General features: G+C 52.6%; 18 protein-coding genes. 2 read left to right on the forward strand and 16 right to left on the reverse strand.

Annotated elements, in window-relative coordinates; genetic code table 11:
- Nucleotides 1-37: 37 nt before the first annotated feature.
- From dnaE to rpsB, 16 genes are all read right to left on the reverse strand, one after another.
- Entirely contained in the window at nt 38-3541 is a 3504-nt protein-coding gene (gene dnaE, locus K7H08_RS13650; RefSeq protein ID WP_231658265.1) for a DNA polymerase III subunit alpha, read from the reverse strand.
- A gap of 38 nt (nt 3542-3579) precedes the next feature.
- Entirely contained in the window at nt 3580-4197 is a 618-nt protein-coding gene (rnhB, locus tag K7H08_RS13655; protein ID WP_231658266.1) for a ribonuclease HII, read from the reverse strand.
- A complete protein-coding gene (gene lpxB / locus K7H08_RS13660) occupies nt 4187-5386 on the reverse strand; it encodes a lipid-A-disaccharide synthase (RefSeq protein ID WP_231658336.1) in 1200 nt (399 codons plus the stop codon). Before lpxB ends, rnhB begins: the two co-directional genes overlap by 11 nt.
- A 61-nt stretch (nt 5387-5447) precedes the next feature.
- Nucleotides 5448-6215, reverse strand: a complete 768-nt coding sequence (lpxA, locus tag K7H08_RS13665) for an acyl-ACP--UDP-N-acetylglucosamine O-acyltransferase (RefSeq protein WP_095602775.1) — start codon at nt 6213-6215, stop codon at nt 5448-5450.
- Entirely contained in the window at nt 6212-6655 is a 444-nt protein-coding gene (gene fabZ / locus K7H08_RS13670; RefSeq protein ID WP_038481200.1) for a 3-hydroxyacyl-ACP dehydratase FabZ, read from the reverse strand. Before fabZ ends, lpxA begins: the two co-directional genes overlap by 4 nt.
- A 137-nt stretch (nt 6656-6792) precedes the next feature.
- Nucleotides 6793-7830: a UDP-3-O-(3-hydroxymyristoyl)glucosamine N-acyltransferase gene (gene lpxD, locus K7H08_RS13675; protein WP_038486502.1), complete on the reverse strand. Its 1038-nt coding sequence runs from the start codon at nt 7828-7830 to the stop codon at nt 6793-6795.
- A 52-nt stretch (nt 7831-7882) separates the two neighbouring features.
- Nucleotides 7883-8389: an OmpH family outer membrane protein gene (locus K7H08_RS13680; protein ID WP_038481196.1), complete on the reverse strand. Its 507-nt coding sequence runs from the start codon at nt 8387-8389 to the stop codon at nt 7883-7885.
- 47 nt (nt 8390-8436) lie between these two features.
- On the reverse strand, nt 8437-10788 hold the full coding sequence (gene bamA, locus K7H08_RS13685) for an outer membrane protein assembly factor BamA (protein WP_370687195.1): 2352 nt from the start codon (nt 10786-10788) through the stop codon (nt 8437-8439).
- A 100-nt stretch (nt 10789-10888) separates the two neighbouring features.
- Nucleotides 10889-12247, reverse strand: a complete 1359-nt coding sequence (rseP, locus tag K7H08_RS13690) for an RIP metalloprotease RseP (protein WP_231658267.1) — start codon at nt 12245-12247, stop codon at nt 10889-10891.
- Between the two features lie 55 nt (nt 12248-12302).
- A complete protein-coding gene (ispC, locus tag K7H08_RS13695) occupies nt 12303-13487 on the reverse strand; it encodes a 1-deoxy-D-xylulose-5-phosphate reductoisomerase (protein WP_231658268.1) in 1185 nt (394 codons plus the stop codon).
- Nucleotides 13484-14305, reverse strand: coding sequence for a phosphatidate cytidylyltransferase (locus tag K7H08_RS13700; protein WP_095602778.1), 822 nt, complete (start codon nt 14303-14305; stop codon nt 13484-13486). The genes ispC and K7H08_RS13700 overlap by 4 nt, the downstream gene beginning before the upstream one ends.
- A complete protein-coding gene (gene uppS, locus K7H08_RS13705; RefSeq protein ID WP_038481184.1) occupies nt 14298-15083 on the reverse strand; it encodes a polyprenyl diphosphate synthase in 786 nt (261 codons plus the stop codon). The genes K7H08_RS13700 and uppS overlap by 8 nt, the downstream gene beginning before the upstream one ends.
- Nucleotides 15084-15189: 106 nt before the next feature.
- Complete coding sequence (gene frr, locus K7H08_RS13710) at nt 15190-15747, reverse strand: ribosome recycling factor (protein ID WP_038481172.1); 558 nt, start codon at nt 15745-15747, stop codon at nt 15190-15192.
- Nucleotides 15748-15751: 4 nt separating this feature from the next.
- Nucleotides 15752-16525 carry a UMP kinase gene (gene pyrH, locus K7H08_RS13715; RefSeq protein ID WP_038481158.1) on the reverse strand — a complete coding sequence of 258 codons (774 nt, stop codon included), beginning with the start codon at nt 16523-16525 and terminating at the stop codon, nt 15752-15754.
- A 122-nt stretch (nt 16526-16647) separates the two neighbouring features.
- Nucleotides 16648-17517 carry a translation elongation factor Ts gene (tsf, locus tag K7H08_RS13720; RefSeq protein WP_038481144.1) on the reverse strand — a complete coding sequence of 290 codons (870 nt, stop codon included), beginning with the start codon at nt 17515-17517 and terminating at the stop codon, nt 16648-16650.
- A gap of 218 nt (nt 17518-17735) precedes the next feature.
- A complete protein-coding gene (rpsB, locus tag K7H08_RS13725; RefSeq protein ID WP_038481130.1) occupies nt 17736-18485 on the reverse strand; it encodes a 30S ribosomal protein S2 in 750 nt (249 codons plus the stop codon).
- Between the two features lie 334 nt (nt 18486-18819).
- Here rpsB and map point away from each other — a divergent pair, with 334 nt between their 5' ends.
- Both map and K7H08_RS13735 read left to right on the forward strand, forming a co-directional pair.
- The gene (gene map, locus K7H08_RS13730; protein WP_038481127.1) at nt 18820-19611 is read left to right on the forward strand and encodes a type I methionyl aminopeptidase; all 792 of its coding nucleotides are present in this window, start codon (nt 18820-18822) and stop codon (nt 19609-19611) included.
- Nucleotides 19611-22286 carry a [protein-PII] uridylyltransferase gene (locus tag K7H08_RS13735; protein WP_120385809.1) on the forward strand — a complete coding sequence of 892 codons (2676 nt, stop codon included), beginning with the start codon at nt 19611-19613 and terminating at the stop codon, nt 22284-22286. Before map ends, K7H08_RS13735 begins: the two co-directional genes overlap by 1 nt.
- Nucleotides 22287-22409 lie beyond the last annotated feature (123 nt).

Genomic DNA, 22409 nt, shown 5'->3' on the forward strand with positions numbered 1-22409 from the left:
CAATTTGACGGTGGCACGCGCACGTTTGTAGCGTTTGTTAGCGGTAACGTAGCTGAACGCCAACCTGCCCCTGCACATCACGAAGGGCCAACAGCAGGTCGTCGCTGGGAGCTACTTTCCATTCATCAGCCAGCGCCAGCCAGCCAACCGCTGCTGAGTGGCGATACTGTAGCCGTACCGGCAACCCGCCGGTATCGCGGTATGGCGCAAGACTCTCACGCAGGCTATCGACTAAACGCCCGTTGATCTGTTCAGCATCTAATGCTAATTCCACTGCTTCGCCATAGCGAATCCGCGCGGTCACCATCGGCGTAACGTCTTTACCCCGCAAGCGCAAACCGCCGGAGAAGTCATCGTTGGATACTTCACCTTCAACGATAATCACTTGGTCAGATTCGATTTGGCCTCGCAGTTGATCAAATAGCTCGCCAAATAGAGAGGCCTCGATACGCCCGGTGCGATCATCCAGCGTGATAAACGCCATGGTATCGCCACGTTTGGACTTCATGGTGCGCATGGCTACCACTAAGCCAGCCACCCGCTGCGGCTCACGAGAGGCCTTCAAATCACTAATGCGAGTAGAGACAAAGCGCTTTAGCTCACGCTCATATTCATCAATGGGATGGCCAGTCAGATAGAGACCCAGCGTATCTTTTTCACCAGAAAGACGCTCACGATCTGTCCATTCACGGGCGCTCTGATACTCAGCATAAGGATCCGTTTCTTCCTCTTCCGCTGTAAACGCATCGCCAAACATATCCAGCATACCCAGATTTTGGTTGGCATGGTTTTGAGCAGCCGCTTTCAAGGCGTCTTCCATCGCGGCGGAAAGCACCGCCCGGTTAGGGCCAAGATTATCCAGTGCGCCAGAGCGAATCAGCGCTTCTAGCGTTCGCTTGTTCATCCGTTTTGGATCAAGGCGGCGACAAAAATCGAAAAGATCTTTAAATGGACCATCGGTGCTACGGGCTTCAACAATCGCACCAATCGGACCTTCACCCACACCGCGAATGGCACCCAGGCCGTAAACCACGCGCCCTTCCGTATCAACGGTGAACTTGTAGCCACCGACATTAACATCCGGCGGTGTGACGGTAAGCTTGAGGTGGCGGCACTCCTCAATTAGCGGCACCACCTTGTCCAGGTTATCCATTTCCGTTGACATAACGGCGGCCATAAACGGGCCAGGATAGTGCGCTTTCAACCAGGCGGTTTGATAAGACACCAAGGCGTAAGCAGCAGAGTGCGATTTGTTAAAACCGTAACCGGCGAATTTCTCAACAAGATCAAAGATATTGCCAGCAAGATCTTTATCAATACCGTTGGCGGCACAGCCTTCCATAAAGCCTGAACGCTGCTTAGCCATCTCTTCGGGCTTTTTCTTACCCATGGCGCGGCGCAGCATGTCTGCCTGCCCCAAAGAATAACCGGCCATTACCTGAGCAATCTGCATGACCTGCTCTTGGTACAAAATAATGCCGTATGTCGGGCTAAGTACCGGCTTTAACAGGTCATGCTGATAATCTGGGTGGGGATAAGAGACTTCGGCACGGCCGTGCTTACGATTGATAAAGTCATCAACCATGCCGGACTGCAGCGGGCCTGGGCGGAATAGCGCCACCAGGGCGATCATATCGTCGAGGGAGTCTGGCAGCAGGCGCTTAATCAGCTCCTTCATACCACGAGATTCCAACTGGAAAACGGCGGTGGTTTCCGCGCGTTTAAGCATCTCAAACGTTTTGCTGTCGTCCAGCGGGATAGCGTCGATGTTAAGTGGCGCTTGACCGTTTACCCCCCGCACTTTATCGACCATTTCCAGTGCCCAGTCGATAATCGTCAGCGTCCGCAAGCCCAAAAAGTCGAACTTTACTAGCCCAGCGTCTTCGATGTCGTTTTTATCGAACTGCACCACCAGGCCAGAGCCATCTTCATCGCACAGCAGCGGCGAGAAATCGGTCAGTTTGGTGGGCGCAATAACGACGCCCCCCGCGTGCTTACCGGTCCCCCGGGTGGTGCCCTCTAGCTTGAGAGCCATTTCCCAGATCTCTTCGGCTTCGTCGTCATTGCCGATAAACTCTTTCAGTGCCGGTTCTTGCTCTATCGCTTTGGCAAGCGTCATACCCACTTCAAAGGGGATCAGCTTAGAAAGCTTATCGCCTAAGGAGTAAGGCCGCCCCTGAGCGCGCGCCACATCGCGCACCACCGCTTTTGCAGCCATGGTGCCAAAGGTGACAATCTGAGATACCGCATTGCGGCCATAGCGGTTAGCTACATACTCAATCACTTTGTCGCGTTTTTCCATGCAAAAATCGACGTCAAAGTCGGGCATGGAGACACGCTCAGGATTAAGAAAGCGTTCGAACAGCAGATCGTAGCCAATGGGGTCAAGATCGGTAATTTTTTGCGCGTAAGCCACTAATGAGCCCGCACCGGAACCACGCCCTGGGCCGACTGGCACGTTGTTATCCTTGGCCCACTGGATAAAGTCCATCACGATCAGGAAGTAACCAGGAAAGCCCATTTGGATAATAACGTTCAGCTCAAACTCAAGCCTGTCACGGTAACGTTGATCAATCTCGCGATATGCGTCGCTATCGCGGGGGTACTGTTCAACAGGGAACAGAAAATCTAACCGTTCAGTGAGGCCGTCATGGGAGACTTTGCGGAAAAACTCATCCTGAGTCATCCCTTCGGGAATTTCGAACTCAGGTAGGAAAATTTCGCCCAACCGTACATCAACGCTACACCGCTCGGCGATCATAACGCTGTTCTCAAGCGCCTCAGGAATATCAGCAAACAGTGCTGCCATCTCCTCAGGGCTTTTTAGGTACTGCTCTTCGGTGTAGCGTCTTTCACGGCGCGGGTCATCCAAGGCCTTGCCTTCGCCGATGGCAACGCGGGTTTCGTGTGCCCAAAAGTCCTCCCGCTCTAAAAAGCGCACGTCATTGGTCGCTACCACTGGGGTATTCGACTCAATCGCCAGCTTCACACTCGCGTGAACGCAATCTTCTTCAAGCGGCCGCCCGGTACGGATTAACTCCAAATAAAAACGGTCTGGAAAGGCGCGTTGCCACTCTTCCAACAGCTCCCGAGCTTCGCGCTCATGATCAGACAGCAAGTGACGACCTATCTCGCCTTCACGTCCGCCTGATAGCGCAATTAGTCCTTCGCTTTGCGCTAGCACCCACTGTTTGTCCAGAATGGCTCGCCCTTGGCGCTGGCCATCGGTCCACCCCTTAGAAATCAATTCGGTGAGATTGCGGTAACCAACATCGTTCATCGCCAGCAGCGTAATGCGATACGGATGGGCCTCATCATGGGGGTTGTACAGCCATAAGTCGCTACCGATGATGGGCTTGAGACCAGCGCCCTGCGCCGCTTTGTAGAACTTAACCAAACCAAACAAGTTAGCTTCATCGGTTAAGGCCAGAGCCGGCATCCCGCGCTCAGCGGTGGTACTGACCAGTGACTTGAGTTTTACCAAGCCATCAACCAGGGAGTATTCACTGTGCAAACGTAGATGAACAAACGGAACCGTCATGGGACTCTCAGCAACAAAGCTAGATAAATAGAAAATGCTTACAGCAGCGCTAACTGACGCTGAACCGGCGCAAAGCTCCGGCGGTGTTCGGCAAGTGGCCCGTGGGCAGACAATGCCGCTAAATGTTCTTTCGTTGGATAACCTTTATGGCGGGCAAAGCCATAATCAGGATAGCGCAGATCAAGCTCAGCCATCTGAGCATCTCTGGCCACCTTGGCCAAAATTGACGCAGCGGCGATCGCAGGATGGCGGGCATCACCTTTTACCACCGCTTGCCCAGGAAGCTCGTGCCCGGGCAACCGATTACCATCGACCAATAAATATTCAGCCGCGGGTGTTAAAGCATCAATGGCACGCCGCATAGCAAGATGAGTGGCATGGTAGATATTTAGCTGATCAACCTCAGCAGCACTGGCCTCGGCCACAGCAAACGCTAGCGCACGTTCGCGAATCTGCACATCCAGCGCTTCGCGTTTCTTAGCAGTGAGCTTTTTTGAATCCGTCAGCCCTTCAATAGGGCGACTAGGATCAAGAATCACCGCCGATGCCACAACACTGCCAATCAGAGGCCCACGCCCAACTTCGTCAACGCCCGCTAAGAAGTCACCACGATAGTCGATCACTAAGGGGGGATAGTCAGTCGGCTTAACGGCCATGATGATTCCCTTCTTGGGAAGCTATTTCGTTGCTATCCAATGGCTGGCCCGCCACCATCGCGGAAATTGCTTGTGCCGCCCGTTGGCTGGCATTGCGCTGTAATGCACGATGCATATCGGCAAAGCGTGCCTCCAGGGCGTTACGTTCTTGGGCATTATTAAGCATTTCATCGAGCCGATCAGCGATCGTTTCTGGTGAGGCAGCGTCCTGAATCAGCTCGGGCACAACGCCCTCTTGAGCAATCAAATTGGGTAGTGAAATCCACTCGGTTTTCACCAACCGCTTTGCCAGCCAGTGGGTCGTCGGTGCCATTTTATAAGCCACTAGCATTGACCGATGACATAGCATGGCTTCTAGCGCGGCGGTGCCCGAAGCCAACAACACAGCATCGCTGGCTACCATCGCCTCGCGAGCCTGCCCGTCCAAGAGCATGACACGCTCGCTTAACGTGGGGTAGCTTGCCAGGAGCTGGGTGATTTCTTGATAACGCTGGTGGGTCGCTGCGGGAATGACCACATGCAGCGCTTCATTACGCTGACAGAGCAGCTCAGCAGCGCGTAAAAACGTATCACCAAGAAAGCGTATTTCATTACCCCGGGAACCAGGCAATATTGCCAGAACAGGGGCTTGAGCAGGCAATGCGAGTGTTTGGCGAGCCGCTTGGCGATCATTCTCAAGCGGTAATTCATCCGCTAATGGATGACCAACAAAGGCGACCGGTACCTGGTGCTGATGGTAAAAGTCAGCCTCAAACGGCAGTAGCGTCAACATGCCATCAACCGCCTTGGCGATCTTTTTCACCCGCCCTTGCCGCCATGCCCATACCGAAGGGCTGACATAGTGAGCTGTCTTCAATCCGGCGGCACGCAGCTGTTTTTCAAGGCCGATATTAAAGTCAGGCGCGTCAATGCCAATCATAATATCCGGCTGCCAAGCGAGCGCTTCTTCACGCAGAGTGCGGCGCACGCGAATGAGCTCTGGCAAGTGCTTGATGACTTCAACAAGACCCATCACCGATAATGTTTCAAGGGGAAAGCGGCTCGTCAGACCCTGCGCTTCCATGCGAGGCCCGCCCAGCCCACGAAACTCAATGTTGGGGTGGCGCAGCTTCAGCTCGTGCATCAACCCTGCCCCAAGGATATCCCCGGAGAGTTCGCCTGCAACAATATAGACGCGCTGAAATGTCATGATGACGGGAGAAGTAGTGGCATTTGAATCCATCGTTGATGTCAGCTAGACATCAATGTCATTAGCGGACGATACCGCGCGTTGACCGCTCAATAGAGTCGGCAAACGTGGTGACTTCGGGCAGATCGAATCGGCTGCGCATTTCGCTAACCGCCTGTTCGACAGTTAAGCCCTGGCGGTATACCAGCTTGTAGGCACTGCTTAATGCATTAATCGCGTCTCGACTAAAGCCACGGCGCTTCAAACCAACAAGATTAAGGCCTCGCGCTTCAGCAGGGTTGCCATTGATCATCACATAGGCGGGCGTGTCTTTGGTAATAATCGACCCGCCTCCGGCCATCGCATGTTCACCAAAGTGACAAAACTGGTGAACAGCCGCTAGGCCACCCAAAATGGCGTGATCACCGAGAACCACATGACCTGCCAAAGTAACTTGGTTAGCTAGGATACAGTCGTTGCCAATCACACAGTCATGACCGACATGAACATACGCCATAAATAGGTTACGCGAGCCAATAGTAGTTTCGCCGCGATCCTGCACGGTACCACGATGGAGGGTAACGCCTTCACGGACAACGTTATCATCCCCCATCACCAACCGTGTTGGCTCGCCCGCGTATTTCTTGTCTTGGCAGTCTTCTCCTACCGAAGCAAACTGAAAAATTCGCGTACGTTCACCTAGAACGGTAGGCCCTTTAATAACCACGTGGGGGCCTATCACAGAGCCAGCGCCAATCGTGACGCTTGGCCCAATAACACTAAACGGGCCAACCTCAACGTCGTCAGCAAGCTGCGCTTTGGGATCAACCAGTGCAGTAGGGTGTATCAAGCGACCTTCCTCTCAGCACAAATAATTTCCGCCTCACAGGCTAATTCACCATTAACCGAGGCACGGCAGGCGAACTTCCAAATACCACGTTTCCCACGGATGACATTGGCTTCCAGGACTAACTGGTCTCCCGGCATAACAGGGCGTTTGAAGCGCACATTATCGCTTCCTACTAAATAGTACACATAGCCGTCAGCGGGCAGCTTATTGACTGTTTTAAACCCTAAAATACCGCACACCTGAGCCAGCGCCTCTAAGACTAAAACACCTGGCATAATGGGATGGTGCGGGAAATGGCCATTAAAAAACGGCTCATTAATACTGACATTTTTGTACGCAACGATGGATTCACCCACGGTTAATTGCGTTACTCGATCCACCAGCAAAAACGGGTAGCGATGAGGCAAGTATTCGCGAATTTCGTTAATATCCATAACCATCGTAACGACCTCTAAAATGACAAAAGGCCTGAATCATATCAGGCACGCGCCAGCAAAGTTGCTGGTTAAAAAACAGTGAATTATAACCTGCTGCTATGCAGCCTCAAGCTAGCTGTATCTATATTGCTGGCATAATTCTACTTGCTGCGATGGCTTTTCTCTAAACGAGATAAACGCTTGGCTATTTCATCTAGCTGTTTAAATCGCACCGCATTCTTGCGCCATTGGGTATTACTCATGGCACCAGTACCCGAAGAGTAGACACCTGGCTCATGAATCGAATTGGTCACTAGACTCATCCCCGTTACCTGCACACCGTCACAAATAGTAAGGTGTCCGGACAGTCCAACGCCCCCTCCGAGCATGCAGTGTTTACCCACTGTCGTGGAGCCAGCAATACCAACACAGCCCGCAAGTGCACTGTGATCACCAATGATTACGTTATGCGCAATCTGTACCTGGCTATCGATTTTTACGTCGTTGCCAATGACGGTGTCTCCCAACGCGCCACGGTCAATGCTTGAGCAGCTGCCGACTTCAACATCATCGCCTAGCACAACCCCGCCTAATTGAGCGATTTTGTGCCATCCTGCCCCGTCATGGGCAAAGCCGAAACCATCACCACCAATCACACAGCCGCTTTGCAAAATCACTCGCTTGCCCACAACAACACCGTGGCAAACAGTAACGTTGGCGTGTAGCCGAGTATCATCGCCAATCACACTATCGGCACCAATCACACTGCCAGCACCAACAACTACACGCTCACCTAACACAACGCCTGCCTCAATCACTGCATGTGCTTGAACAGAAACACCTTTGCCCAACATAGCGTCATCCGCTACAACAGCTGTAGGGTGAATACCTGTAACATCCCGAGCAGGTAACGGATCAAATAGCTGGGAAAGCTTTGCGTAACCTAAGTAAGGATTAGCCATCTCTAAACGCGGAACAGGGCAATTCTTGCCATGCTCAGGATGAAGCAGCACCGCCGCTGCTTTTGTGGTTGCTAGATCTTTTAAATACGCACGATTAGCGAGAAATGCGACTTGATCAGGCGCTGCCTCTTTAAGCGTTGCAAGACCCCGAATCGGCTGTTCGGCGTCGCCTTCAAAATCGACGTCCAAGTGACGTGCAATATCCGCAAGGGTAAGGTGATGAGGAGCGTGCGTCATAGAAGCCCAGAGAAACATGGGTGCGGGCTAGCCCGCACCAACAGTCCTAAAATTAGTTTAGCGAATCAAAAATCTGTGTGACTTCATTAGTCACATTAGGCAGGTCAGTTGATGAGTGCAACACCCCTTGAGGTTCTACCAGAACATCAATGTTGTGGCGCTCTAGCACCTGCTCTACCGCTTGTTCCAGCTTGGGCTCAGCGCCTTCAAGAAACCGCTGCTCAGATGCTTGCTGCGCTTGGATCACTTCACGGCGCAGCTGCTCAAAGCGGCTACCCTTTTGCTGAAGCTCAGCAATGAGCGGATCTCGCTGAGACTGAGACATCGTCTCACCTTCACGCTGTAAACGCTCTTGTAGGCGTTGAAGCTCTTCGCCCAACGCTTGAGCCTCACGCTGCTGGTTACCGATTTGGCCTTCCAGTTGGCTCAACGATGACTGAGCCGACTGTGTATTCATCAACGCGGCGCGCCAATCAAGCACTGCCACTTCAGCGGCAACGGCGTAGGCGGGTAGCGTCATTGCACCAAGTAGGCACACAGCTGCTGTCAGTTTACGCATCGTGTTAACTCCTTTTTATTAGGTAGGTACCAACGTATCCCACCATGTTAGAACGTTTGGCCCAGCGAGAACTGGAAGAACTGAGTATCGTCACCGCTTTTATCGCTTAACGGCTCTGCCACGCTGAAGGTCAACGGGCCTACCGGCGTTAGCCACGAAAGGCCGATACCAACGCTGTAACGCAAGTCACCCAAGTCGACTCCAGAACTGCATTGCTGGCGCCCAACATCTGCTTCCTGCACATCATAGCAAGAACTCAAGAAGGTATTACCCGCGTCGAGGAAGAGCGACGGTTGAATCGCACGCTGATCTTCCACAAAGGGCATTGGGAAGAGCACTTCTGCCGACCCTTCTACCAATATATTGCCACCCAACGTACGGTCACGACCACCATCTCGAGTCGGCGTTGTACGCTGTCCCAGGGTGTTTGAAGTAAAACCACGTACTGAACCTAAGCCACCCGCATAGAAGTTCTCATAGAACGGATAAGGATCATTGCTACCCAGCGTGTCGGCATAGCCTAGATTACCGGTAAACTTCAACGCCCAGGTCTGGTCATCATTGATCGGGAATAGCTGCTGGGCACGAGCACGCAGCTTGTAGTACTCCGCATCACTACCAGGGACACCTGTTTCTAGCGATACACGCTGATAGTTACCCGCTGTTGGCATAATGCCACGGTTCAAGTTATTACGTGTCCAGCTCGCAGTCAGCTTCAGGCTTTGTGCATTATCGCCTTGATCTTCGACGTAACGAATAATTTCTGAGGCAGAGTCGTTGTAGGTTTTAACCGTGATTTCTTCAAGACTGGCGCCGAAGTTCAGACGGGAAAGCTCGCTGATGGGATAACCGAAGTTAATACCAGCGCCGTAAGCATCGGTGGAGAACGTCGAAATATCGGAGTCGCCGTAATCAGTTTCCCGATAAAAGAGATTATAACCGCGCGAAATACCATCCAGTGTCCAATAGGGATCCGTGAAAGCAAAGTTAACACTGGTAAACGTATCACTACGTTGTGCACCTACGTTGACGCGGTTCCCGGTGCCCAGGAAGTTATTTTGCGCCAGACCAACGCCGTAAATCACACCTGCGCTTTGTGAAAAGCCGACACTGGCAGAAACTGAGCCAGACGGCTGCTCTTCAACGTTATACGTTACGTCTAGTAAGTCAGGCTGTCCCGGGACCGGTTGCGTATCAACCTCTACTTGGCTAAAGAAGCCAAGACGCTCTAAGCGTTGACGCGACTGAGTAATCGACTCAGTCGAGGCAGGTGCACCTTCTAACTGGATCATTTCGCGACGCAATACTTCGTCTTGCGTTGTGGTATTGCCGAAAAACTCAATGCGACGTACATAAGTTCGCTGACCAGGGTTGACCGCGATCACTAAATCAACCGTTTCACCATCACCGGCCATTTCAGGGATACCTTGAACTTCAGCAAACGCAAAGCCTTCCGCACCAAGTCGCTGGCGAAGCGCTTCAGTAGACGCATTAAGATCGCCACGAGAGAACGTATCACCACGGCTAATGGTCAGTAGTTCGTTCGCTTCGTTTTCGCTGATTTGCAGATCACCTGCAAAACGAATGTCACCTACTTGGAACTGATTGCCTTCATCAATATTTAATGTGATGAAAATTTCTGACTTTTCGGGACCAATCGATACCTGCGTTGAGGTGACATCAAAATTAACGTAACCACGATCCAGGTAAAAAGAGCGTAGTCGCTCAATGTCACCTGCAAGCGCTTCACGAGAGTAATCATCCTTAGAGAACCAACCAAAAACACGCCCTGGCCGATCATTTAGCTCGAATACGTCGCGCAGCGTCTCGTCGTCGAATGCCTCATTACCAACAATATTGATCTGTCGGATTTTAGCGACTTCGCCTTCATTAACATTGATATTAACCTGGACGCGGCCCTCATCAATTTCATCAACTTCAACATCGATGCCTGCGCTGTAGCGTCCCTGAGCTTGATAAACCCCTTCAAGCTCACGTTGAATCTCTTCCAATGTGGAAAGCTGAAGCACCTGCCCTTCGGAAAGGCCTGATTCGCGTAGGCCATTGCGCAGATCCTCATCAGAAATCTGCTGATTCCCTTCGATGTTCAAGCGCGCGATGGTCGGCCGCTCAACCACCTGAATAACCAACACATCCCCCTCTCGCGCGAGGGAAACATCTTCAAACAAGCCTGTGGCAAACAAATCTCGCGCAGCAGCAGCAAGCTGCTGTTCGCTAACGCGATCATTGGCATTGACGGGAAACGCATTAAAGACCGAGGCGGCAGATACCCGCTGCAGTCCTTCCACACGAATGTCGGAAACATCAAAGGATTGTGCTTGGGCACTGCTGGTACCTACCAGCAACAATGCCGCCATTCCAAGGGTCTTGATTTTCATGCAGTCAGTTCGCTCGCGTTGGTCTGCCCATCATTCCAGATAGGCACCATATACATTTGTGCAGGCAGATGACAAGGCATCCAGCGCCCTACACGCGTCATTACCACAGGCGCATCAGATCAAAATAGAGAGCCATTAACATTAGGGTGCCTACCATGGCAAGCCCAATACGCAACCCTACTGCTTGCGTTTGCTCAGAGACCGGCCGCCCACGCACGACCTCTATAAAATAATAAAGTAAATGCCCACCATCGAGCACAGGTATTGGCAGTAGATTAAGCACGCCAAGGCTGATGGAAAGATACGCTAGAAAGCCTACGAACGCTTCCATCCCCGCACGAGCAGAGTCACCTGATATCTGCGCGATGGTAATCGGCCCCGAAAGGTTCGACGGTGAAATAAGCCCCACCAGCATCTTACGGATAGCATCTACCGTCAGTAGCGTCATCTCACCTGTACGTGATAACGCCTGACCTACCGCTGCTACAGGCCCGTAACGAATTTCACGTTGAAACTCTTCAGGCCATGTTACCTGCTGCGCTCCGGCACCAATGTACCCAACCTCACCGCCACTCTCCAGCGTATTACGACCAGGCGTTAAAGAGAGGCTGCCCTGCTCATCACCACGCTGGTAACTCACCACTAGGGTTTGGCCTGCACTCTCACGAATAATCGAGACAAACTGCATCCAATCATCAATTGGCTCGCCATCCAGTGACAAAATACGATCACCTGCCCGCAGGCCAGACTGTGAAGCCGCCTGGCCATCAATCACTTGGCCTAGCACCGCGGGTACGTTGGGGCGCCAAGGAGTAATACCCAAACTCTGCATTGGCTGGGGCGGGTCCTGGCGAACCATGTAGTCAACAACAGGAAGCTGATAAACCCGTGAGGCATTCGCCCCTTCAGGCTGCGCTTCAAGCATCAAGTCACCATTAAACCCGATCATGGAGACAAGCTTTAAGTTAATCTCTTCCCAGGAGCGCATAGCATCCCCCTGGATAGAGGTAATCTCTGCACCGTGAGAAAGCCCTGCCTCTGCCGCAGGAGAGTTAGGAGCAACATCGCCCACTACTGGGGCAACGGTTGTGGTGCCAGCAACAAACAGTGCCCAATAGGCCACAATCGCGAGTAAAAAATTTGCAATCGGGCCAGCAGCAACAATAGCGATACGCTGCCACACATTTTTACGATTAAATGCTTGATCTAATTGCTCTTCAGGTACAGGCGCTTCACGCTCGTCAAGCATTTTCACATAGCCGCCTAGCGGTATGGCCGCCACCGCAAACTCTGTGCCGTGACGATCAACGGTCGACCACAGCGGCTTACCAAAGCCAACCGAGAAGCGCAGCACCTTTACACCGCAGCGCCGCGCCACCCAAAAATGGCCAAACTCGTGAAAGGTTACCAACAACCCCAGTACCACGATCACCGCTAATATGTTCTGAATCAGGCCCACTCTTCGCTCCTTTACATAACTCGCTGATCAACGATGGCTGATGCCAAGCGAATTACTAGCATACTATTAGCGCCGCCTGCTCCCGTGCCCACTGATCTGCAGATAATATCTGCTCAAGCGTGTCCGCACGTCCTTCAAACGGTAGAGCCATCACTTTTGCCACTACATCAGCAATCGCGCTGAAGCCAAGCTGTCCTTCCAGAAAAGCTTCCACGGCGACCTCATTCGCCGCATTCAAAATCGCCGGTGCAGCGCCGCCCTTGTGCATAGCATCGCGGGCGAGCGACAAGCAGGGGAAAAGCGCTTCATCAGGGGCTTCGAAATCCAGACGCGCCACCTGAAAAAGATCCAACGTCTCAACACCCGCATCAATCCGTTCCGGCCATGCCAATCCATAAGCAATAGGCGTACGCATATCAGGATTACCCAGCTGCGCAATCACCGAACCATCATCATAGGCAACCATAGAGTGAATAACGCTTTGCGGATGAACTACAACCTGTATCTGATCAGGCGTTGCATCAAATAGCCAGCACGCTTCGATAAGCTCTAAGCCTTTATTCATCAACGTCGCGCTGTCGACGGAGATTTTGCGCCCCATTGACCAGTTAGGATGATGACAAGCCTGCTCGGGGGTCACATTAGCGATATCTTCTGCCTGCCAGCCACGAAAAGGGCCGCCAGAGGCGGTGAGCAGCAGCTGGCGAACACCGTGCTGACGCAATCCACCTCTATGCTCGGTAGGTAGACATTGGTAAATAGCATTATGTTCGGAATCAATCGGCAATAAAGTTGCACCTGAGCGAGCAACAGCGTCCATAAACAGGGCGCCACTCATCACTAAAGCTTCTTTATTGGCCAACAGTACGCGCTTACCTGACTCGGCAGCTGCTAGCGCAGGTAGCAGGCCCGCTGCGCCAACAATAGCGGCCATAACGGTATCCACCTGCCTGTCTCGTGCCACCTGGCAAAGCGCCATAGCCCCTGAAAGAACATTGGTAGTGAGGCCTGATGTTAAAATTGCTTGCTGCAACCAGGCCGCATCCTCAGGATCATCTAACACAGCAACAACTGGACGATGAACACGACATTGCGCTAAGAGCGCTTCTTTTGAGGTATGAGCCGTTAAGGCATAAACGCTATAACGATCTGGATATTGAGCAATGACATCAAGAGTACTTTTACCAATTGAGCCTGTTGAACCAAGCACTGTAATACGTTGAACAGCTGGTGGGCTCATAGGACGCTCACCTGGAGATGGATCACCTGCAGATAGAACAGCGCAAAAATAGGCACTGCTGCCGTCAAGCTATCAATACGATCCAATACGCCACCGTGGCCTGGCAAGAGCTGGCTTGAATCTTTAATATCCCGATAGCGCTTAAGCATACTTTCGAGAAGATCACCAAGCACTGAAACTAGCGTAACCAATCCGGTAATCACTACCAGTGCAACACCGCCCATAAGATTAATGGGCTGCCACACAGCGAACACAATCGCTAGCAATAGTGTGGCCGCAAGGCCGCCATAAACACCTTCCCAGGACTTACCTGGGCTCACTTTTGGAGCAAGCTTATTTTTCCCCCAACGCCTGCCAGCAAAGTAGGCGCCAATATCAGCGGTCCAGACCAGCAATAGCACAAACAGCAGCCATACAGCACCACTATCGCGGAGCACATTGAATCCTACCCAGCACGGCAGCAGCACCCACACACCCATGAGCAACCGACGAGAAGTGGCTTGCCATTGGTTGGCAGTATCAGGGTAGTGAGTCACCCAATAAAGATTAATCACCCACCCCACAGCTGCCAGCCAAAGCGGCCAAGCGGCTAGCGCTGCCTCTGCCAGCCACATCGCCAGCATTAATACTCCCATAACAACCACCAGGAAAAATCGCGCTCCCTGGCGGGCTACACCGGCTAAGTTGGTCCACTCCCAAGCACCTAGCAGCACAATTAGTGCTGTAAACAGTGCAAAGGCTCCACCTTGTAGTCCGAACAAGCCGATCAGCGTCAGGGGCGCTAACCAAGCTGCTGTAATCATCCGCTGTTTAAGCACCTTGCGCCTCTATTTGTGCGTCGGTCATACCAAAACGACGGCGACGTAGGCAAAAGTCGTCCAGCGCTTCATCAAGCGCCGCCCCGTTGAAATCTGGCCAGAGCAGTGGCGAAAAATGCAGTTCTGCATAAGCCAACTGCCATAACATAAAGTTAGATAGCCGCTGCTCCCCGCTGGTGCGGATGCATAAATCTACCGGCGGTACATTGTGCGTATTCATTGCCGCATCAAGACGCGCCTCATCAATATCGGAAGCCACTAACTCACCTGCGGCTACTTGCTCCGCCAACTGCCTAGCCGCTCGCGCAAGGTCCCATTGGCCACCGTAGTTGGCCGCAATCACCAGATGCATGCCAGTATTCTCTGCGGTTAACGACTCGGCACGCTGAATATGCTTTTGGATCGCATAGGAGAAACCACGCTGTTCGCCAATAATTGACAGGCGAATATTACGCTCATTGAGCTTTTTGACTTCACGCTTAAGCGCCATCAAAAAAAGCTCCATCAAGGCATTCACCTCAGCTGCTGGACGCTTCCAATTTTCACTAGAAAAAGCAAAAAGACTCAGTGTCTGAACGCCTCGCTGCGCAGCGCGTTCAATAACCGCCCGCACGGCTTCAACACCGGCTCGGTGACCGCGTACTCCGGAAAGCCCACGTGCACGCGCCCAGCGGTTATTACCATCCATAATAATAGCAACATGGGATGGCGGTGCCTCCTCGGATCGAGAAGGCGGTGTGCCATCCTGCTGCGCTTGGGGAAGCTGCGGAGACGTCATGGGTTCTCGCACCAAAGATCAGTCATAGTAAAGCCAAGCGATGGCCCACGGGCAGCCAAGCTCCCCGTGGTTGATTGAAAGCAGGTAGCTATTTTTACACTAATAACTATACCTGCATGAGATCTTGTTCTTTTGCGGCAAGCGCTTTATCAACCTCAGCAATATACTTATCCGTCAACTTCTGGATTTCGTCTTCGCCCTGGCGCTGATCGTCTTCAGTAATTTCTTTATCCTTCAGCAAAGACTTAAAATCACCGTTGGCATCACGACGTACGTTACGCACCGCCACGCGCGCATGTTCAGCTTCGCTACGCGCCTGCTTGATGTAACCTTTGCGCGTTTCTTCGGTCAGCATCGGCATCGGCACACGAATGACATTACCGGCGCTGGCAGGATTGAGCCCCAGATCAGAGGTCATAATTGCCTTTTCAATCTTAGGCACCATGCCCTGCTCCCAAGGCGTCACTGTCAGTGTACGAGCATCTTCCACGTTAACAGAAGCCACTTGATTTAGCGGCACCTGGCCACCGTAATAATCAACGGTAACAGCGTCGAGAATACTGGGATGAGCACGCCCCGTACGGATCTTGTTGAAGTTACTGTGCAGCGCTTCAACGCTTTTCTTCATGCGAGATTCTGCATCTTTCTTGATGTCATTGATCACGATATTACCCTCTGTCTATCAGCGTGCCTTCCTTGCCCCCTACTACCAAATTCAGCAGGGCACCAGGCTTATTCATATCAAATACCCGCACCGGCATATTATGGTCACGTACCAGGCAGATTGCGGTCAAATCCATAACGCCCAATTTTTGGTCTAGGGCATCGTCGTAGGAGAGCTGGTCGTACTTCACGGCATCGGGATGCTTAACCGGATCTTTATTGTACACGCCGTCCACTTTGGTGGCTTTGATCACCACGTCAACATCTACTTCAATACCACGTAAGCAGGCTGCAGAGTCGGTCGTAAAGAAAGGGTTACCCGTACCAGCTGAAAACAGCACCACGTCTCCGGACGTTAAGTAGCGGATGGCGGTGCGGCGGTCGTAATGCTCCACCACACCACTCATGGGAATCGCTGACATTACCCGCGAGCGAATATTGGAGCGCTCAAGTGCATCCCGCATTGCTAGCGCATTCATCACTGTTGCCAGCATTCCCATGTGGTCACCCGTCACCCGATCCATGCCGGCTTCATTAAGCGCCGCGCCACGAAATAGGTTTCCACCACCAATCACGATACCCACCTGAACGCCAATACCAACCAATTGGCCGATCTCTAGTGCCATACGATCCAGCACTTTCGGATCAATACCAAAATCGTGCTCACCCATTAGCGCTTCGCCAGACAACTTCAGCAAAATACGTTTGTATTTTGATTTCGACTTTTCAGCCTTGCTGGCAGCAACTGCGGGGGCGGACTCTTGAACTTCACGTGACATGGCATCTCTCCTGAGGCAGACCTGAACACAGGCGGGCGAGACGACCCCAGTTTTTCACAGGGGCCGGATACACAAAAGCGTGCGCTCGCGCGCACGCCATCTTCTTTCTGAAACCTCTGACCTTAGCGACGGCCAGCCTGTTCCATAACTTCTTTAGCAAAGTCGACTTCTTCTTTCTCGATGCCTTCGCCCACTTCAAAGCGAGTGAAGCTAACCACTTCGCCACCCGCCGCTTTCACGAACTCGGCAACGGATTGGTTCGGGTCTTTAACGAACGGCTGTTCGGTCAGGCTGTTCTCGGCCAAGTACTTTTTCAGACGGCCTTGAACCATTTTCTCAGCGATCTGCTCAGGCTTACCGGCCATGTCCGGCTGGGCCAGAATAATCGCTTTTTCTTTATCCAGCTCTTCCTGCGGCATATCTTCTGGGTGCGCAACCGACGGATTGATCGCTGCTACGTGCATAGCAACGTCTTTAGCAGCTTCCGTGTTACCACCTTTCAGAACGGTCAAGACGCCGATACGGCCGCCGTGAACGTATTCGCCTACAAGGCCACCTTCAACAGCGTTCACAACAACGGCACGACGCACACCGATATTCTCGCCGATTTTCTGTACCAGCTGCTCACGAGTAGACTCGAGGTCGCCAGCCATTACCGCTGCAACGTCTTCATTTTTCGCCGCAAAGAACGCATCCGCGATCTTGTTGGTGAAAGCGATGAAGTTGTCGTCACGGGCAACGAAATCAGTTTCGGAGTTGATCTCGACCATTACGCCGTAGCTGCCGTCTTCTGCTACGCGAGTAACAACGGCACCTTCTGCAGCGGTACGACCCGCTTTTTTCGCGGCTTTAAGGCCGGAGCTTTTACGCAGGTTCTCGATTGCAACTTCGATATCACCGTCGGCTTCAGTAAGTGCTTTTTTACACTCCATCATGCCAAGACCGGTACGTTCGCGCAGTTCCTTAACCTGAGAGGCGCTGATAGCAGCCATGAGTTTTCACCTCGGAAATGGTTCTAGCTGAAAGTTAAACGCGCTACAGAGTATAGGCTCGGTAGATGACCGTTGCGTATCACTTTGTAGAGCATTCGCCGGCATTAAGCGTCCGGCATAATCGGCCCACTTGAGCGAACTCAAAGCGGGAAAAAGGGGGCATAAGGCCCCCTCTTAAACATGATGCGGCTTATCTGGCCGCCGCACCACTGCAACCGTTACTCGGCAGCAGCGTCAGTGTCGGCAGAAGCGGCTTCTTCAGTCACTTCAACAAACTCTTCCGGACGACCTTCTTTTGCACGACCACACGCGTCAGCAATTGCTTTCACGTAGATCTGAATAGCGCGGATGGAGTCGTCGTTACCCGGGATAACGTAATCAACGCCATCTGGGTTTGAGTTGGTATCTACCACACCAATAACCGGGATACCCAGTTTGTTGGCTTCGTTGATCGCGATGCGCTCGTGGTCAACATCGATAACGAACAGCGCGTCAGGAAGGCCGCCCATGTTCTTGATACCGCCGATAGAACGCTCAAGCTTCTCTTGCTCGCGAGTTGCCATCAAGACTTCTTTCTTGGTCAGCTTCTCGAACGTGCCGTCTTCGCGCATGGTTTCAAGATCACGCAGACGCTTGATGGACTGACGAATGGTCTTGAAGTTAGTCAGCATACCACCCAACCAGCGATGGTTGACGAACGGCTGGTTAACGCGGTTTGCTTCTTCTTTGATGATCTTGCTAGCGCTGCGCTTGGTGCCAACAAACAAAATTTTGTTGTTGGATGCCGCCATCTTCTCAACCACGTCGATCGCTTCGTTCAGCGCCGGCAAAGTGTGCTCGAGGTTGATGATATGAATCTTGTTGCGCGCGCCGAAGATGAACTTGCCCATCTTCGGATTCCAGTACTTGGTTTGGTGACCGAAGTGAGCGCCTGCTTTCAGCAGGTCACGCATATTAACGTGAGACATGATAAAACTCCTGAAACTCGGGTTAGGCCTCCACGCACCCCATGGATCCGACCAGTGGCATCGTCAAACGCTGCCAGCGGCACCCGGGACCATGTGCCGGTGCATGTGTGTTTTCAAGGCTTGCTGTTTAGTAACACAGATTTCTGCATTACGTTTAAATAGCCTTTCTGCAGATGACCAACTGAAAAAGAAGCATCGGATGGCGATTGCAGGAAAGCGCGCGGCTTTATACCATAGATCATTACCAAGATGAAGTCACAGCGCATGTAACGGTCTTAATTTACCGCTCACCATTGCCGTTCACCACTTACTTTAGAACCCACATCGAGAATTCATGAACGTTCCTATCAAGACGCCTTCTGAAATCGAGAAAATGCGTGAAGCCGGGCGCCAAGCCGCCAGCGTCATTGAAATGATCACCCCCCACATCAAGGCGGGGATCTCTACGGGTGAAATTGATCGCCTGTGCCACGATTTTATTGTTAACAATTTGGGCTCTACACCTGCCCCGCTGAACTACCACGGTTTTCCGAAAGCAACATGTACATCAATCAATCACGTGGTCTGTCATGGCATTCCTGATGATGCCAAAAAATTGAAGAACGGCGATATCATGAATTTGGATATCACCGTCAAAACAACCGACGGCTACCACGGTGATTCCAGCGTGATGTTCGTCATCGGCGATACGATCCAGGGCGAGCGCTTATGTCGTATCACCCAAGAGTGCCTGTACAAAAGCATTGAGCTAGTAAAGCCAGGCATACACCTTTCGGAACTTGCCCGCGTCATTCAGCAACATGCTGAAGCACACGGCTACTCCGTGGTGCGCGACTTCTGCGGTCACGGCATCGGCGCCGATTTCCACGAAGATCCGCAGTTTCTTCACTATGATGGCTATGCACCCGATGCCGACATCTCGCTGGAAGCTGGCATGTGTTTTACTATCGAACCAATGATTAACGTAGGCGGCTATAAAACCAAGGTGCTACGCGATGGTTGGACAGCGGTCACTAAGGATCGAAGCTTATCTGCCCAGTGGGAGCACACGCTGCTGGTCACAGAAACCGGTGTTGACGTGCTGACTGCACGCAGCGACGAAGACTTCAGTTTTCTAAATCGCTGATGCTTCTTCATCACTACCGGTTCGAGCCGGACACCACGCTGTACGATCTCGCTATGTTTCGCACCGAACTCGCCGGATCACGCTCCCCCATTGCGCCGTTTAAGGCGGCGCTTCGGGAGCTACAAGCCAAGCTGGATGAGCAATTTCGCTCTGGGGCTGATATACGCGACCTAGTCCGCGGGCGAGCGTGGTATCTGGATCAGTTGCTAGCCATTGCCTGGGCCCAGCACGACTGGCCTGACGATGGCGTTGCCCTGGTGGCAGTGGGTGGTTACGGCCGAGGCGAGCTACACCCGCACTCAGACATCGACCTCCTACTGCTACTGGAGCATGATGATGACACCCCTTATCGCGAGTCGCTAAGCGCTTTCATTACCTTCTTATGGGATATCGGTCTCGAGATCGGCCATAGCGTGCGCTCGCTTAATGACTGTGAGCGGGAAGCTGAAGCTGATGTCACAGTGATGACCAACCTGTTGGAATCGCGACTCATTGCTGGCCCCGAACATCTTCGCCAAAAGATGCGTGAACGCCTTAGCGCCGAGCATATTTGGCCTGCTGACCGTTTTTTTGAAGCAAAGTGGCAAGAACAAATTGCCCGCCACTATCGCTACAACAACTCGGAATACCACCTAGAGCCAAACCTGAAAAGCTCCCCAGGCGGCCTACGTGATATTCAAATGATTGGCTGGGTAGCTAAACGCCATTTCGACACTGAGCACTATGCTGACATCGTCGCGAATGGCTTTATGAATGATGCCGAACTGCGCATTCTAAGCCAGGGCCAAGCCTTTTTATGGCAGGTGCGTTATGCCCTGCACATGCTAACAGACCGCGCCGAAGATCGATTACTTTTTGATCACCAACGTACCATTGCCGAAATGTTTGGCTTTAGGGATACCCCTGAGCGCTTAGCAGTTGAACAGTTCATGAAGCGCTACTACCGGCATGTGACCGCCCTGGCTGGGCTTAACGACATGCTGTTACAGCACTTTGATGAGGTTATTCTGCGCGGCAAAGAGGCCTTGGAAACCGTTAAGCTAAACGAGCGCTTCGAAACCAAAGGCGGCTACATCCAAGCGCGCTCACGCAATCTGTTTCGTGAGCGACCTGCGGCCATGCTGGAACTGTTTCTGCTGATGGCAAAGCACCCGGAAATAGAAGGGGTACGCGCCGACACCATTCGCCTGATCCGTGACCATCGCCATCAAATTGATGACCACTACCGCGAAGACCCTCGCCATCAGCGACTATTCATGTCCATTTTGCGGGCTCCCGGCAATGTCCCTCGCCAATTAAGACGCATGAACCGTTACGGCATCTTGGGCAAGTATCTGCCAGAATTTGGTCGCGCGGTCGGGTTGATGCAGCACGACTTGTTCCACATTTACACGGTAGACGCCCACACCCTTCGCTTACTGAAGTTTTTACACGGTTTTCGCAAACCGGATGCCAAAGACGACTTCCCCGTCGCAGCCACACTGATTCATCAACTGCCTAAAATGGATCTGCTGTGGATTGCCGGGCTGTTTCACGATGTTGGCAAGGGCCGCGGCGGCGATCATTCTGAGATTGGTGCGCGTGATGTTGAGCAATTCTGTCATCGTCACCATGTCTCTCAACACGACACCAACTTACTGCGCTGGCTGGTGGAGCATCACCTATTGATGTCTATGACCGCCCAGAAGCGCGACATTAGTGATCCGGACGTGATTCGCGACTTCGCTCTAACAGTGCGCGACGAGACCCGCTTAGACTATCTCTACGTGCTCACCGTTGCCGATATCAATGCAACCAACCCCACCCTGTGGAACGGCTGGCGTGCGTCGCTGTTGCGCCAGCTTCATGCTGAAACCAAGCGAGCACTGAGACGAGGGCTAAAAAACCCGCCTGACCGAGATGACTGGGTGCGCGAAACTCGTACCGAAGCCCGTTCGTTACTGCAAACAGTCGGCGTAGACAGCGCTCAGATTGATCAACTGTGGGAGTCCCTCGGCGAAGACTATTTCCTTCAGTACGCACCCAGCGAAATTGTCTGGCAGACCCAAGGCATTCTTGCCCACCAGCCGTCTGTTTTGCCGCTAGTCTTAATTAGCGCACCCACCGCCGATATGGCCGAAGGCGGCACCAAGGTTTTTATCCATACCCGCTCGGTAGACGACCTATTTGCCGCGACCGCCGCCGCCATGGAGCAGCTAGGTCTATCTATCCATGATGCCCGCATCGCCACCTCGCACAACGACTGGACGCTAAATACGTTTATTGTGCTAGATCATTACGGCCAACCTATCCGTGATCCTGAGCATATTGAGGAGATGCGTCGGCATCTCGTCGAAGAGCTGGACGATCCGGATGACTATCCAGAGATCGTCACGCGCCACACACCGCGCCAGCTTAAGCACTTCAAGGTACCCACCGAGGTGGTCATTGAGCAGGACCCAGCCAACGAACGTACGCTGCTAGAGCTAACTGCCCCAGATCGCCCCGGCCTGCTGGCTCGTGTCGGGCGTATTTTTATGGAACAGGATATTGCCTTATCGGCTGCGAAAATTGCCACGTTGGGGGAACGGGTTGAAGACGTTTTCTTTATCACCACGAAAGCGGGCGAGCCGCTCACCGATCCAGAACGGCAACAGCAGCTTCGCGAACGGCTTATCGAAGTATTAGGCGTGTAAGCGCTTAAATGAGCGACGCCTTGGTGGTTAAGTTTGAGGTGGCACCAGGGGTTGCCTATAATCGGCGGTTTAGTTGGCCGTTTTTACAGACATCCAGCACCGCCTTTAGGCTATCAACGGACA

The organism is Halomonas sp. IOP_6, from assembly GCF_021151565.1.
Lineage (GTDB): Bacteria > Pseudomonadota > Gammaproteobacteria > Pseudomonadales > Halomonadaceae > Vreelandella > Vreelandella alkaliphila.